Here is a 14,692-nt window from a genome sequence, read left to right on the forward strand (position 1 = left end):
ATGGATAGATGTGAGAGAGAGGATTATCAAGATGAGTCAAGAAGAAAAGAAAGATCAACAAGAGCAAGTCGAATCAAGGCGCACCTTTGCCATTATCTCCCACCCGGATGCCGGGAAAACGACTTTAACAGAGAAATTATTGTTATTAGGGGGCATGATTCGCTCTGCCGGTACGGTAAAGGGTAGAAAGACAGGGAAGTATGCTACATCTGACTGGATGGAAATCGAAAAGCAGCGTGGAATTTCGGTTACATCGAGCGTGATGCAGTTTTCTTATAGAGATCATCACATCAATATTGTGGATACACCGGGTCACCAAGACTTCAGTGAAGATACGTATCGTACCTTAACCGCTGTCGACAGCGCGGTCATGGTCATAGACGGAACAAAGGGAATAGAAGAACAAACCATTAAATTATTTAAAGTATGCAGCATGCGTGGTATACCGATTTTAACGTTCATCAATAAGTTAGACCGTGAAGGAAAAGATCCCCTTGAGCTATTGGAAGAGATTGAAGAGGTGCTTGGAATTGAATCTTATGCTGTTACGTGGCCAATAGGGATGGGGAAAAGATTTCAAGGAACATATGACCGTTTTCAAAAGAAAATTGAGGTTTATCGAGGAAACGAAGAATCTCATTTTGTCCATTTTGACGGTACAAATGTGACCGAAGAGGTAACGGAGTATGTGGATGCCGGATTCCTTCCGACACTAGCTGATGAACTCGCTTTACTCGATGAAGCGGGAAATGATTTTTCGATGGAAAAGGTAAAACAAGGAAAGTTAACACCGGTCTTTTTCGGAAGTGCCATCGCCAATTTCGGAGTTCAATCTTTCTTCGATGAGTTCTTGGAATTAACACTGCCGCCGCAGCCGCGTGAATCATCCAATGGTGAAATTAACCCGGCTGACCCAAACTTCTCAGGCTTTATCTTCAAAATTCAAGCTAATATGAATCCGGCCCATCGTGATCGTATCGCATTCGTCCGAGTATGCTCGGGGAAATTTGAAAGAGGAATGAATGTTCAGCTTCCACGAACGGGGCGTAAAATTAAGTTATCGCAATCCCATCAGTTTTTAGCATCGAGCCGTGAAACGGTAGAAGAAGCTTATGCAGGTGATATTATCGGATTATATGACTCAGGAACGTATCAAATCGGTGATACAATTTTAGGAGAAGGGGCAACGAACTTTCAATTTAATGCTTTACCGACGTTCCCGCCTGAGCTTTTCGCAAAAGTAAGGGCTAAGCATGCCTTGAAAGGGAAGCACTTCGAAAAAGGAATTACGCAGCTTGTTCAAGAGGGAGCCGTCCAGTTGTACCGTACTCCTTATTTTGGTGATTATATCCTTGGTGCGGTAGGGGAATTGCAATTTCAGGTATTCGAGTATCGCATGAAGAATGAGTATGGAGTCGATATTGAGTTTCAGCGGATGCGCCATGAGGCAGCCAAATGGATCAAGAAGGAAGATTTCCAGGATAAGATGACAGATTCTCGTGTCATGCTTGTGGAAGACCGCTATGAAAATCCAGTCCTTTTATTTGAAAATGACTTTGTGCTGCGTATGTTCCAAGAGAAGTATCCGTCTGTTGAATTGAGAAGTACTTTTTAATCAAGTGAAACTTCATTTAACAGAGATTTGATTATCAGAGAATAAGGAATAAAGGAAAAGGGTGTGGCAGAAGCCAGGCCTTTTTCCTGTTTAATTATGAAGGGAAGAAGAAAACCAATGAAACATAAAAGTTTGAAGAACGTGGTCATGATGGGAGTTACCGTTATGATCATCCTAATGTTATCTGCATGTCAGCAAGAATCCGGTCGTATCCCTGCTGTGGTGGAGAAAGTGGTGGATGGGGACACGCTCAAGGTAAATGTAAACGGGAAGTCAGAAACAGTTCGTTTGCTGTTAGTTGATACGCCCGAATCGGTGCATCCATCAAAACCGGTTCAGCCATATGCGGTGGAAGCAAGTAATTTTGTAAAAGAGCAGCTGCCTGAAGGGAAAAAAGTTGAATTGGAACTAGATGCAGGGGAACGAGATAAATACCGGCGTTTACTTGCTTATGTATGGGTAGATGAAATAATGTTGAATGAACGTCTCCTGGAAAAGGGATATGCCCGTGTGGCTTACGTATTTGAGCCCAATACAAAATATGTGGACCGTTTTAGAGAAATTCAAAAAAAGGCGCAGGAACAGGAGCTGAATATATGGTCTATTGAAAACTACGCAACGGACAAAGGGTTTGAAGAAACACAAACAAACCAGGGGGAAACGGTAAAGCGAGGATGTGATAGCCCAGTTATTAAAGGAAACATTAATAGTAAAGGCGAAAAGATTTATCACACGCCACAAAGCCCTCAATATAAGGTGACGAAGCCGGAAATGCTATTTTGTACAGAAGAAGAAGCAAAAGCGGCTGGCTTCCGTCCGCCAAATAAATAAGAAGACATAGTTGAACAAGCTTTCAGTTAAAGGGTACCGCGATATTCTGCGAGCGTTTGGACAGACTTTCCTGTTCCGTTACAAAATGAGCATGTTCGTTTATAAAAAGGAATGGCTGTATTCATTCTTCCGGCACCGCTGCATTGTCTGCATACTGCAATGAGTTTCAATGGATTTGCTCCTTTCTGTATGTGTTGATTTATAAAAGCTAAATCAAATAGACTTTAGTCAAAGCTTTCTTTAATAGGGTAGACATCATTTGAGCAATATATGCAAACGAGCAATAAGGGAAATTTGTATACCAAAAATTAAATGCTAAAAGAAGGTATCTTGGCAGGATAAGAATAAAAAAGATGGAAGCAAAAAAGCTTCCATCTTTTTTATTCCATCAATTTAGTAACCGGCTTAGTAAGCACGAGTAAAATGATACCTAAACCAATGGTTGTAAAACCGATTACGCTGAAGATTTCCAAGTAACCTAAAGATTGCGTATATGCCGCTAATTGACCAGCTACCATGTTGGCAACAGCTGAACTTGCCAGCCATACTCCCATTAAAAGAGAGGCAAGCTTGATTGGAGCAATCTTACTTACCATGGATAAACCAACTGGTGAAATCATTAATTCGGCTAGCTTTTAATCCATATATATCGGTTAACAGGTCTTCCAACTCCGCCGTACTCGATTTGGAGATTAACAAGTCCGCCTTGACCCAAAAATTCTAAATAGCGTCTTGCTGTTACTCTTGCGATTCCGACTCCTTCTGCGACTTCTTCTGCTGAAACGGGAGAGGGTTGTTGGGAGAGATATTTTTTAATGTTTTCTAACGTTAAAGCATGCAGTCCTTTCGGAAGAGATGTGAGTTTTTCTTCGCTTTTTTGAAACAAAATCTCATCTAATTCCTTTTGAGTCATGCTTGGCTTTTCATTGAGTTTTATCCGAAAAGAAAGGTAGTTTTCAAGGGCTTGTTTAATTCTTTCAAACTTGAATGGCTTCATAATATAGTCAATGGCTCCATGCTGCAGCACTCGTCTAACCGTTTCCATATCACTTGCGGCTGTGACAGCAATAATATCCGTACTGAATCCTTCAGAGCGAATTTGCTGTAATGTAGTAAGGCCGTCCTGATTAGGCATATACATATCCAGGATGACTAAATCAGGCTCATGGGCTCTGACAAATTCGATTCCTTCTAATCCATTTGAAGCATGTCCAATTACTTTAAAACCATCTACTTGTTCAATGAATTGACGGTTTACTTCTTGTACCATTGGATCATCTTCAATGAGAAGAACACTCCATTGTTGTTTAGTCATACAAATATTCCCCCTTACTCAAAATTAAAAAGTCGTCTTCACTTTTTCGATTCAGGCATTACATAAAGAATGTAATTGTAAAAGTGGTTCCTTTTTCCAGTTGGGTGTCCACTTGTATTTTTCCCTTTCCTTTTTCGACTATTTGTTTGACCAAGTGTAAACCGATTCCTCGATTTTCTTTTGCTTTTGTGGAAAAACCTTCTTTAAAAATATGATCCAGCTGTTCTTCGCTCATTCCGCATCCGTTATCTTCCACAAGAATGGAAATAATACTTTCATCTTGCTCAATGCTTAAATAAATCTCCTTTTCACGATGAATGATGGTGTTGAAGGAATCAAAGGCATTTTCAATCAAGTTTCCGATTATAATGACAAAATCATGATGATCCAGAGGGGGAGGGAATGAGTCCAGGCGGCTGTGCCGATCAATCGTGAGTGTAATCCCAAGTTCTTTTCCCCGACTGACTTTGCTTAAAAGTAATCCTGAAATGCTGTCGTCTCTTATGCTTTTGTTAAGAAAACGGGTTAATTCTTCTTGTTCTTCAGAAATATTAAATACATATTCTAAAGCTTTTTCCCTTTTTCCGAGTTGAATCAAGCCGGCGATTGTATGAAGTTTATTCATATGTTCATGATTTTGGACTCTCAAAGCGCTTACAAAAGCTTTCACTCCTGTTAGTTCTTCTGCCAGCTTTTTAACTTCCGTTTGATCCTGAAAAATGGCAACTGCTCCCACTGTCTTGTAATTGACTTTAATAGGGATGCGATTGCTTAGTATGTTTAAATTCCGAACTTGAAGTTCTTTGTTGTAGACAGGTTGATCGAGTTGTAAAATTTCCGGAAGCTTTGTGTCCGGAATCACTTCGTGAATACTGCGGCCAATCACGTCGCCGGTGATGCCCATCATAGCTTTCGCTTTATTATTGAAAATCGTAATGTTCTCTGTTGTATCAATGGCAATAACCCCCTCATGCATAGCATTGAAGGTTTCGGTTCTTTCAACTAACAGACGGGCGATTTCTTGGGGTTCCAGTTCAAACATTTGTTTTTTTATATGGGAAGCTAATAACCACGCCCCCCAGCCCCCAAATAACAACGATAAGCCGGCTGTGAGGAAAATCTCTCTTTTCAAACTCAATAGTACTTCTAAAAAAGTGGGAAGGATATACCCTGCAATCACGACTCCGACTTGTTCATGCTGATCGTTTACAATGGGAACGAAAGAGCGGACGACTGTACCTTTTTCTCCTTTCGCTTTTGTTGTAAAAGTATGTTCGGCGAAGGCAGGGCCTTCATCTTCTCCGCGAGAGATTTTGCCAATCATAGAGGAGACAGGATGTGACAATCTCACTCCGTTCATATCGAGGACGACAATGTAATCGGCACTATGAATAATCCTAATCGGCTCTACGAGTTTGTTTATATCTATCTTTATATGTTTGGTGTCCGTTATCTTTTTAGATATTTCCGGCATCTCTGCTACCGTGCGGGCAGTAATAAGCGAGCGCTGACGAAGGTCCGCTTCTTTTGAATGAACAAAGTCTCTCATCACGACAAGTCCTGCCAGAAAAAGAGAAAAGCCGACAATAAAAAAGATTAATCCTGTAATTTTGGATCGTATTGACATAAGAAATGTGCCTCCAGCCTTTGGTACGAAAAGCCTTTTTGAATAAAACGTTACTTTATTTTACCATGGAGGAAAAGGCCGTGTTAGAATATTATCAAACTAAAAAATTCCCATAGAGATGTGAAAACTCATGAAGGCATTTATAGGCACAAGTGTATTTGTCAGTTTGCTTCTATTATTTTTCTTTTTATTTGGTTACGATGCATTTGAAAAAGAAGTTCATTATGATGATGAGCAAGAGGGATTAAATGAACAAATTGTTATTAACTTCAGCCATGTGGTTGCAGAAAATACCCCGAAAGGACTGGCGGCTCAAAAATTTGCTGAAATTGTGACTCAAAAATCCAATGGCCGCGTTCAAGTAGAGGTATTTCCTAATGGGGCGCTCTATTCTGATGATGAAGAAATCTCTGCTTTAAAAAGAAATGATGTGCAAATGATTGCTCCGTCTTTTTCAAAAATGAACGAAATCATGCCGGAATGGCAAATGTTCGATTTGCCTTTCATTTTTGAAAGCTATGATGAAGTGGAGCAAGTGTTCATGGGAGATGTTGGCCAAAAGCTGTTAACGATGCTTGAGGAAGAGGACTTAAAAGGACTTGCTTTATGGAGCAATGGTTTTAAACAAATGACAAGCAATAAAAGTCCTTTGCTTGAACCTGATGATTTTAAGGGGCAAAGTTTCCGAATTATGCCAAGCAAAGTGATTGAAGAGCAGTTTCAATTATTAGGGGCACAACCCCGGGTAGTTCCGTTCAATCAGGTTTATGCATCTTTACAGAAACATGAATTTGACGGCCAAGAAAACACGATTTCAAATATTTATTCAAAGCGTTTTTATCAACTTCAGCGCTATATGACCATCAGCAATCATGGGTACTTGGGTTATACAGTCTTGATGAGTGAAGGATTTTGGAAACGTTTGCCTCCGGATGTTCAACGCATTATTGAAGAGGCGATGAAAGAGACGACAACTTGGATTTTGGAACAATCGAAATCAATGAATGAACAGCAATTAACACATATCCAGAAAGAATCTAATATTAAAGTATATTATTTAACGGAAGATGAGAAAGAGAAATGGCGCCAAAAACTTCAACCGATTTACGAACAGTTTGAAGAAGAAGCGACAGAAGAGCTTATAGAGATGATCAAACAATTCAAGAGAGTCGAGTAGACACCCTTTTTTGCTATTACGTTTTAGTTGTGATAGCAAAAAAGGGTCTTTAAATTTTAGAGGCCCTTTTTCAAGGGCCTCTAAAATTTAAAGACCAAAATGAACAAAAAGACCATTATCACCATAAATTTAAATTTTCTTAATAATTCGCTAATATTTAATTAACAAGATATTGTAAGCGTTAACAAAAAAAGAGGGAGGGAAACAGATGAAATTTAATTTTAAAAGTTTAACAACACAGGTTATAACAGCTATTATTCTAGGTATTATTTTTGGGGCAATGTTCCCGGCATATGGTGCTGAGTTAAAGGTACTAGCTGATATTTTTATTAAAATGGTCAAAATGATTATCGCGCCAATCGTGTTCCTAACGATTGTTATTGGCATCGCTGGAATGGGTGACCTTAAAAAGGTTGGTAAGATTGGCGGAAAGGCATTATTATATTTCGAAATTGTATCTACTATTGCATTAGCGATTGGTATCCTGGTAGCAAACGTGTTTCACGCAGGAAAAGGATTTGATGCATCAAACGCATCAAAAGGTGATATTTCCCAATATACTACTGCTGCGGAAGAGACTTCTCATGGCATGATGGATTTCATTATGTCGATCATTCCTGAAAGCTTTATTGGAGCATTTGCAAATGGTGAACTGCTGCCTGTACTTTTCATCGCTGTTTTATTCGGTTTGGCGTTAGCAGGGATGGGTAAGAGCGGGAAACCGGTTATTGACTTCTTCGAGAAAATCACGGAAGTTTTGTTTGGTATGGTAAACATGATTATGAAAGTTTCTCCAATCGCAGCTTTCGGTGCCATGTCTTTTACAATTGGTAAATTTGGATTCGGTTCTTTGATCTATCTTGGTAAGTTAATGGGTTCTGTGTACACAACGATGGCGCTCTTTATTATTCTTGTACTCGGAGCTATCTGTAAAATATATGGCTTCAGTATCTTTAGTTTTATCCGCTACATTAAAGAAGAGATTTTCTTGGTTATCGGTACTTCTTCATCTGAAGCAGCTTTGCCGAAGATGATGACAAAATTAGAGAAATATGGATGTTCTAAGTCTGTTGTAGGTCTTGTTCTTCCGACTGGGTACTCCTTTAATTTGGACGGGACTTCCATTTACTTATCTATGGCCGCTTTATTCATAGCACAGGCATATGGTGTAGATCTTTCTCTTATGGAACAATTAACACTTCTTGGAGTTTTAATGCTGACTTCCAAAGGTGCAGCAGGGGTTACAGGTTCCGGTTTCGTTACATTAGCAGCTACACTTGCCGTGTTCCCGAGTATCCCGGTTGAGGGTATGGCTTTAATTCTTGGGGTAGACCGCTTCATGTCAGAAGCCCGTGCGATTACGAACTTAATCGGAAACGGTGTAGCAACTGTTGTCGTATCAAAAATGGAAAACGAGTTCCACCCTCCTCTAGAAGATAAAATGGAAGAAGCAAATATGACGGTGGCGAAATAAAGAGAAAGGCTCTGCGAAAGCAGGGCCTTTTTTATGTTCATTTATTTTGATAAAGTACCCCCATAAATGGCAAGAATAAATGGAATTATATGGGTAACTTCTTGTTTTTGTAAATTAATAATATTTTAACATGAATAAAATATAGGATTGATATCTCGTTGCTATATTGGAAATGTAAAATGTCATTCACTAATATTAAAACAAAGAGAGAGGAAGTTTGAGAGTGGAAATCAAAAAGCTTATGAAAATGAAAAAAGTATTGAGTGTATCATTTGCTTCTGTTTTGTTAACCGGGAGCCTATCGTCTCTTGTTATTTCCTCGACAGTAAAAGCGGAAACTAATACGGCAGATCATATTGTTATCAGTGAAGTATACGGTGGCGGGGGAAACAGCGGGGCCACATTAAAAAATGACTTTATTGAACTATATAACCCTGCTGATCAAGCAGTTTCGTTGGATGGATGGTCAGTACAGTATGCTTCTTCAAAGGGTCTTTTTAGTACGAATAAAACAGAACTGAAAGGCATAATTCAGCCGAAATCATATTATTTAGTACAGCAAGCAGCTGGTGATAATGCTGCTGCCGAACCGCTACCTGCGCCTGATACAGAAGGAAAAATTGCTATGAGCAGTTCAAGCGGAAAGGTGGCTCTTGTTCGTAATGAAGAGGCTGTAACAGGTAAAAATGATACGGATGTTGTAGATTTTGTAGGGTATGGTTCAGCAAATGAGTTTGAAGGAGATACACCTACTGATTCATTAAGTAATACAACGAGTGCTCAAAGAAAAGATTCAAGTATTGATACAAACAATAATAAAGCAGACTTTGAAGTAAAAGAGCCAACACCGATTAACTCTTTTGGACAAACTTCTGAACAGCCAGGAGACGGGGGAGATACGGATACACCGGGTGATGGGGAAATTCCGGGACCTACTCTTCGCATCCGTGATATTCAAGGTGCGTCTCATACATCTCCATTCGCAGGTCGGGAAGTGACAAACATTCAAGGAATCGTAACAGCTGTTGAGGCAAGAGGCTTTTATATTCAAGACGACCAGCCTGACCAAGAGGTGAAGACTTCGGAAGGTATTTATATATATAAATCAAATGCAGGTGTTCAAGTCGGCGATAAAGTTTCAGTAGATGGGGAAGTCAAAGAACATGGTTATGACGGAGAACTAACTATCACAGAATTGATAGATGCAACAGTAAAGAAAATTTCATCTGACAATTCTCTCCCTTCTCCAATCGTGCTCGGAGAAGGTGAGTATATTTTGCCGACGACGATTATTGATAACGATGGTTTCAATGAATTTGATCCAAAAGAAGACGGCATTGACTTTTTTGAAAGCATTGAGGGAATGTACGTTCAAGTAGCCAATGCAAAAGTAGTAGGTCCTACAGATAAAAACGGGGAAATTAAAGTTGTTCCGGGTAATCAGCCTCTTGATGCGACGTATACAACAGCCGGCGGGATTTTGCTTGAAGAAGATGATGCGAACCCGGAGAGAGTTATCATCGATGACATCATTGTAAAAGATGAGCCTCAAGTAAAAGTGGGGGACTCATTCAATAATGTCATCAAAGGGGTTATACACTACAGCTATGGGAATTATAAGTTGTTCAATACAGAAGCTCTTCCTGAAGTGATTGAAGGTAAGGCTGCACAAGAAGCGACAGCAATCGATTTCGATAAAAAACAATTAACAATTGCGTCATATAATGTCGAAAACTTTTCAAAATCAGTTGGAGCAGAAAAAACAGAAAAGTTAGCGAAAGCCGTTGTTGAAAAATTAAAAACCCCTGATATTGTCGGCTTAGTGGAAATGCAAGATAATAATGGGGCAAAAAATGATGGAATAACAGATGCAAGTGAAAGCTACATGGTATTAATTGAAGCCATTAAAGCGGCGGGAGGGCCTGAATATGCCTTTACAGATATTGCTCCTGAAAACAATCAAGATGGAGGTCAGCCTGGAGGAAACATTCGTGTTGGCTACATTTATAATCCAAAACGCGTGCAGCTTGTTGATGATAAGCCAAAGGGAGATGCCGTTACTCCAGTTGAAATAGGGAAGCGTGGATTGTCCCATAATCCTGGTCGAATCGACCCGGCTAATCCTGTTTTTGAAAACTCTCGTAAACCGCTGGCCGCGGAGTTCAAATTCAAGGGGCAAAAAATCACGGTAATTGCCAATCATTTTAACTCAAAAGGAGGAGATGATACCCTCTTTGGTTCCAATCAGCCTCCTGTACTAGAGAGTGAAAAGCAACGTAAAGAGATTGCTAAAGTGGTGAATGGTTTTGTTGAAGAGATAATACGAAAAGACAAAGAGGCAAATGTTGTGTTGTTGGGGGATTTAAACGACTTCCAATTCTCCGGGCCGCTTGAAGTGTTAAAAGGGAAGAGTTTAACAAATATGATTGAACAGCTTCCTGCTAGTGAACAATACACCTATAATTATCAAGGAAATGCCCAAGTACTCGACCACATTTTAGTATCAAATAATTTAGTTGGAAGAACGGAAGCGGATATAGTCCATATTAACTCCGATTTTACAGAAGAGCATGGATGTGCGAGTGACCATGATCCTGTTTTGGTGCAAGTTGATTTAAAAGAGAAACAGGATAAGCATGCTTTCTTTAAAACAGTAGTTAATTTTATAGCAGGATTTATTAAGTAACGATATGGATTTTACAAGAAAGAGGATGTGCCAAAAGGGTTACTTTGTATCCTTTTGGCACATCCTCCTGAACGGACCCGTTATAAAAATCCAGTAAAACCAAGGATTCAGTGACGGGTTCTTTCAGGAAAAATAGCTTTTTGCGGCCTGTTTATTATTTACGGGCTAAACACGTTTTTTACATATAGAGAACGTAATCGACATATTTCTCGGGAAATGTCTCGGAAATTGTCAAAGGAATGATAAAGAGGGTAATCATAAAAAATAGAGTACATATAACCATCGTTCCTACTGCTTTTTTAAAGATTGTTGGGCCATCTTAATTAGCTCTTTAACCATGCGACCACCGATTTGTCCGCCGATTTTACCGGCTTGTTCCGAGGTTAAATGCCCATTTCTCCCATGCTGCAACGGGATGTTCAATTCTTTTGCCACCTCATATTTGACCTCATTGGGCTTATCATCCACGACGCTGTAGCCATCTCGTTTCATCACATTTCCTTTTAATTGTTCCATTCCTTCTTGTGCTTCCGGTACGAGTAATTTCTGTCTTCTTTTTGCCATGCTGCTGCCTCCTTTTCTATAGTTTTCTAACTATGCTCTAACTTATGTATAGAAGGAACACAAAATCAAACGATAAAATAAACTAGAGTTTTTGTGTATAGAAAGAAGAATGTCAGGAATTTTGTGGAATTAAATTGACACCGCTCTTTCTATTTGTTAACTTTTATTTATAGTTAGTTAACAAATATGGAGGGAGAAGGATAAATGACGGCGACAAAACCATATACACAATTCACATATGAAGAGATGGCGGCCAAAAACAAAGAATATGTTTGGCATCCATTTACGCAAATGAAACAATACATAGAAGATAACCCTGTCATTATTACACATGGAAAAGGGCGAAAGCTATTTGATATGCAGGGAAAGAGCTACTGGGATGGAGTTTCATCGATTTGGCTGAATGTACATGGCCATTGTGTAGAAGAGATTAACGAAGCCATTCGTGACCAGCTGAATCTTGTGGCTCATTCTACCCTTCTAGGGATGGCAAATGTTCCATCTGTGTTATTAGCCGAAAAATTAGTGAAGCTTATGCCAAAAGGGTTAAAGAAGGTGTTTTATTCGGATGCAGGGGCTACATCCGTAGAAATCGCCATTAAAATGGCCTATCAATATTGGCAGCATAAAGGAAAGCCCGAAAAGCAGCACTTTATAACAATGAAGGAAGCCTATCATGGAGATACAATCGGAGCGGTATCGGTTGGAGCCATTGATTTATTCCATGAAACGTATCGGTCGCTTTTGTTTCCTTCTATTAAAATCTCCTATCCATTTATTTATCGATCTCCTTACGGCGAAGATCGCGACACAATTGTCCAAAAGCATTTGGAAGAGTTAGAGAAGACATTGAATACACGGGGACATGAAATAGCCGCTTTAATTGTAGAGCCGATTGTACAAGGAGCGAGCGGAATTATCGTTATGCCTGAAGGTTATTTGAGGGGAGTAAGGGATCTGTGCACCAAATACGATGTCCTTATGATTGCGGATGAAGTAGCGACGGGATTTGGGCGGACCGGAAAAATGTTTGCCTGTGAGCATGAGGATGTTACGCCGGATATTTTGACGGCCGGAAAAGGGATTACAGGGGGGTATCTCCCAGTTGCCATTACCGTAACGACAGATGAGGTCTACAATGCGTTTTTAGGAGAATACGAAGAACAAAAAACGTTTTTCCACGGACATAGTTACACGGGGAATCCACTCGGATGTGCGGCCGCCTTAGCCAATCTGGAGTTATTTGAAAAAACATCGCTTGTGGACGAAGTAGCACGTAAATCTATTTATCTCGAAAAACGTTTAAAAGAGTTTTATGAGTTGAAACATGTAGGAGATGTTCGCCAAAAAGGATTTATGGCAGGCATCGAACTGGTCAAGGATAAGGAAACGAAAGAGCCATTCGAGTGGAAAGAGAGGGTAGGGGTTCTTGTTTGCCGCCGGACAAGAGAGCTCGGCATGCTGCTGCGTCCCCTCGGAAATGTGGTTGTATTTATGCCTCCGCTTGCTTCTACTATTGAAGAACTCGATGAGATGCTGTCTATTTTACGTCAAGCCATATATGATATCACGGAAGGTAATGAAGAATGAACGGGTTATTTGTCACAGCCACAGATACGGAAGTAGGAAAAACGCTCGTGACAGGCGGCTTGGCTGGCTTTTTGAGAGAAAAAGGCGTGGATGCCGGAGTATATAAGCCTGTCCAAAGCGGCCATCATGCAAATGATATGGATGGAGATGCATGGCGCCTAAAAGTGTTGTCAGGCGTTTTGGACGACGCTTCGGATATTTGCCCATATGCCGTATCTGAACCGCTGGCACCTGCATTGGCTTTACAACGAGCCGGAAGAGAGGTGGCAATGGCTGATCTCCTTACCCATTTCACTTCATTAGCGAGGCAACATGAGTTTATGCTTGTAGAAGGAGCAGGCGGCCTGGCCGTTCCATATGCTTCCGACTGTATGGTCATTCATGTAGCCCAAGCAATGCAGATGCCGCTTTTAATTGTAGCGAGACCAACTTTAGGAACGGTAAATCATACGGTTTTAACGATCGAGTATGCACGCCAGCACGACTTACAAGTAGCAGGGGTAATTCTTTCAGGTTATCAATCTTCGCAAAACGAGAGAGTCAAAGAGAATATAAACATGATTGAAACATATGGGAATGTAAGAGTTTGGGGAGCTTTACCGTATCTTGGTGAAAAACCTTCAAGGGAGGCGGTGCTCCAGGCTTTCGATCAATATATAAATGCATCTTTTATTCATTCTATTATAAGAAAACGAGGGATGGAACAATGGAATTAATCCAAATGAAAAAAACATGGAAAGAAATTGCTCAAGGAGTCATTGAGGGGAATCCAATCAGCCGTGAGAATGCGTTAGCGATTTTACAGGCGAAAGATGAAAATATTCTAGAATTGATGAATGCGGCTTTTATCATTCGTCATCATTATTACGGAAAAAAGGTCAAGCTTAACATGATTATCAATACAAAATCGGGTTTGTGTCCTGAGGATTGCGGTTACTGTTCTCAATCAATCGTATCAGAAGCGCCGATTGATCGTTATGCATGGCTGACGCAAGAAAAAATTGTGGAAGGGGCATATGAAGCGAAACGCCGCAAAGCGGGAACTTACTGTATTGTTGCTTCCGGACGACGTCCTACCGATAAAGAGGTTGAGCATGTGATTGGGGCGGTAAAGGAGATTCGCGAAAACACCGATTTGAAAGTTTGCTGTTGTCTAGGTTTTTTAAATGAAGATCAGGCAACACGTTTAGCCGAGGCCGGCGTTCACCGCTATAATCATAACCTCAATACCCATGTTGAAAATTATGAAAATATCTGTTCGACCCATACGTATGATGACCGTGTAGAGACAGTCGAGAAGGCGAAAGGTGCAGGCATTTCACCATGTTCAGGTGCCATTTTTGGAATGGGCGAAACGGATGAACAGGCGATAGATATCGCTTTTGAACTTAATCGTTTAAACGCGGATTCCATTCCATGCAATTTTCTTGTTTCCATTAAGGGCACCCCTTTAGAAGGACAGGAGGCATTGACACCTCTTAAATGCTTGAAAATTTTGGCGATGATGCGTTTTGTGAATCCGACAAAGGAAATTCGCATTTCCGGCGGACGTGAATTGAATTTACGTTCCTTGCAGCCTCTAGGCTTATTTGCGGCCAACTCCATTTTTGTCGGTGACTATTTAACAACGCAAGGGCAGGAACCGACCGCTGATTGGGGAATTATTGAAGATCTCGGTTTTGAAATTGAAGAATGTGCATTGTAAAGATGAAAGAGGAGGCGCTTGCCTCCTCTTTCATTTTTACTAAACAAACATTTGTTTAAAGGTCTTTTGAGCAACTATCTTTCATATATATGAGGTTGTTACCATGTA

12 protein-coding genes and 1 pseudogene are annotated in these 14,692 nt (G+C 40.3%); 8 read left to right on the top strand and 5 right to left on the bottom strand.

The genetic code is table 11. From position 1 onward, the window contains the following. The first annotated feature begins 31 nt into the window (after positions 1-31). Both BK575_RS00945 and BK575_RS00950 read left to right on the top strand, forming a co-directional pair. On the top strand, positions 32-1,615 hold the full coding sequence (locus BK575_RS00945) for a peptide chain release factor 3 (protein WP_078408487.1): 1,584 nt from the start codon (positions 32-34) through the stop codon (positions 1,613-1,615). A 117-nt stretch (positions 1,616-1,732) separates the two neighbouring features. Then, complete coding sequence (locus tag BK575_RS00950; RefSeq protein WP_078414594.1) at positions 1,733-2,446, top strand: thermonuclease family protein; 714 nt, start codon at positions 1,733-1,735, stop codon at positions 2,444-2,446. A gap of 26 nt (positions 2,447-2,472) precedes the next feature. Here BK575_RS00950 and BK575_RS28250 read toward each other — a convergent pair whose 3' ends face one another. The 4 genes and pseudogenes from BK575_RS28250 to BK575_RS00965 all read right to left on the bottom strand — a co-directional run bounded on the left by BK575_RS28250 (position 2,473) and on the right by BK575_RS00965 (position 5,388). After that, positions 2,473-2,616: a hypothetical protein gene (locus tag BK575_RS28250; protein ID WP_169907468.1), complete on the bottom strand. Its 144-nt coding sequence runs from the start codon at positions 2,614-2,616 to the stop codon at positions 2,473-2,475. A 210-nt stretch (positions 2,617-2,826) separates the two neighbouring features. Further along, positions 2,827-3,078: pseudogene (locus BK575_RS00955) on the bottom strand (peptide MFS transporter); the annotation flags it as partial. After that, on the bottom strand, positions 3,075-3,761 hold the full coding sequence (locus BK575_RS00960) for a response regulator (RefSeq protein WP_078408489.1): 687 nt from the start codon (positions 3,759-3,761) through the stop codon (positions 3,075-3,077). The gene BK575_RS00960 and the pseudogene BK575_RS00955, both read right to left, overlap by 4 nt. A gap of 58 nt (positions 3,762-3,819) precedes the next feature. Beyond that, positions 3,820-5,388, bottom strand: coding sequence for an ATP-binding protein (locus tag BK575_RS00965; RefSeq protein WP_078408490.1), 1,569 nt, complete (start codon positions 5,386-5,388; stop codon positions 3,820-3,822). Positions 5,389-5,518: 130 nt separating this feature from the next. Between BK575_RS00965 and BK575_RS00970 the strand changes: the two genes are divergently transcribed. From BK575_RS00970 to BK575_RS00980, 3 genes are all read left to right on the top strand, one after another. After that, on the top strand, positions 5,519-6,565 hold the full coding sequence (locus BK575_RS00970; protein ID WP_078408491.1) for a DctP family TRAP transporter solute-binding subunit: 1,047 nt from the start codon (positions 5,519-5,521) through the stop codon (positions 6,563-6,565). 208 nt (positions 6,566-6,773) lie between these two features. Then, a complete protein-coding gene (locus BK575_RS00975) occupies positions 6,774-8,039 on the top strand; it encodes a dicarboxylate/amino acid:cation symporter (protein WP_078408492.1) in 1,266 nt (421 codons plus the stop codon). Between the two features lie 223 nt (positions 8,040-8,262). Next, on the top strand, positions 8,263-10,725 hold the full coding sequence (locus BK575_RS00980; RefSeq protein ID WP_078408493.1) for a lamin tail domain-containing protein: 2,463 nt from the start codon (positions 8,263-8,265) through the stop codon (positions 10,723-10,725). Between the two features lie 288 nt (positions 10,726-11,013). Here the strand turns inward: BK575_RS00980 and BK575_RS00985 are convergent, their stop codons facing one another. Further along, positions 11,014-11,289 carry an alpha/beta-type small acid-soluble spore protein gene (locus tag BK575_RS00985; protein WP_078408494.1) on the bottom strand — a complete coding sequence of 92 codons (276 nt, stop codon included), beginning with the start codon at positions 11,287-11,289 and terminating at the stop codon, positions 11,014-11,016. Positions 11,290-11,493: 204 nt separating this feature from the next. Between BK575_RS00985 and bioA the strand changes: the two genes are divergently transcribed. From bioA to bioB, 3 genes are read left to right on the top strand one after another with little or no spacing between them, the layout of a single operon-like run. Beyond that, positions 11,494-12,879, top strand: a complete 1,386-nt coding sequence (gene bioA, locus BK575_RS00990) for an adenosylmethionine--8-amino-7-oxononanoate transaminase (protein ID WP_078408495.1) — start codon at positions 11,494-11,496, stop codon at positions 12,877-12,879. Beyond that, on the top strand, positions 12,876-13,595 hold the full coding sequence (bioD, locus tag BK575_RS00995; protein ID WP_078408496.1) for a dethiobiotin synthase: 720 nt from the start codon (positions 12,876-12,878) through the stop codon (positions 13,593-13,595). The genes bioA and bioD overlap by 4 nt, the downstream gene beginning before the upstream one ends. After that, complete coding sequence (gene bioB / locus BK575_RS01000) at positions 13,586-14,584, top strand: biotin synthase BioB (RefSeq protein ID WP_078408497.1); 999 nt, start codon at positions 13,586-13,588, stop codon at positions 14,582-14,584. Before bioD ends, bioB begins: the two co-directional genes overlap by 10 nt. Positions 14,585-14,692 lie beyond the last annotated feature (108 nt).

Origin of the sequence: Priestia abyssalis (assembly GCF_002019595.1) — a bacterium.
In the GTDB taxonomy this organism is placed as follows: Bacteria; Bacillota; Bacilli; order Bacillales; family Bacillaceae_H; genus Bacillus_BA; species Bacillus_BA abyssalis.

Excerpts from the sequence above, each read along its gene's own strand:
- BK575_RS00975 (WP_078408492.1), top strand. The coding sequence starts at position 6,774 with ATGAAATTTAATTTTAAAAGTTTAACAACACAGGTTATAACAGCTATT.
- bioA (WP_078408495.1), top strand. The coding sequence starts at position 11,494 with ATGACGGCGACAAAACCATATACACAATTCACATATGAAGAGATGGCG.
- BK575_RS00945 (WP_078408487.1), top strand. The coding sequence starts at position 32 with ATGAGTCAAGAAGAAAAGAAAGATCAACAAGAGCAAGTCGAATCAAGG.
- BK575_RS00960 (WP_078408489.1), bottom strand. The coding sequence starts at position 3,761 with ATGACTAAACAACAATGGAGTGTTCTTCTCATTGAAGATGATCCAATG.
- BK575_RS00950 (WP_078414594.1), top strand. The coding sequence starts at position 1,733 with ATGAAACATAAAAGTTTGAAGAACGTGGTCATGATGGGAGTTACCGTT.
- BK575_RS00970 (WP_078408491.1), top strand. The coding sequence starts at position 5,519 with ATGAAGGCATTTATAGGCACAAGTGTATTTGTCAGTTTGCTTCTATTA.
- BK575_RS00985 (WP_078408494.1), bottom strand. The coding sequence starts at position 11,289 with ATGGCAAAAAGAAGACAGAAATTACTCGTACCGGAAGCACAAGAAGGA.
- bioD (WP_078408496.1), top strand. The coding sequence starts at position 12,876 with ATGAACGGGTTATTTGTCACAGCCACAGATACGGAAGTAGGAAAAACG.
- BK575_RS00965 (WP_078408490.1), bottom strand. The coding sequence starts at position 5,388 with ATGTCAATACGATCCAAAATTACAGGATTAATCTTTTTTATTGTCGGC.
- bioB (WP_078408497.1), top strand. The coding sequence starts at position 13,586 with ATGGAATTAATCCAAATGAAAAAAACATGGAAAGAAATTGCTCAAGGA.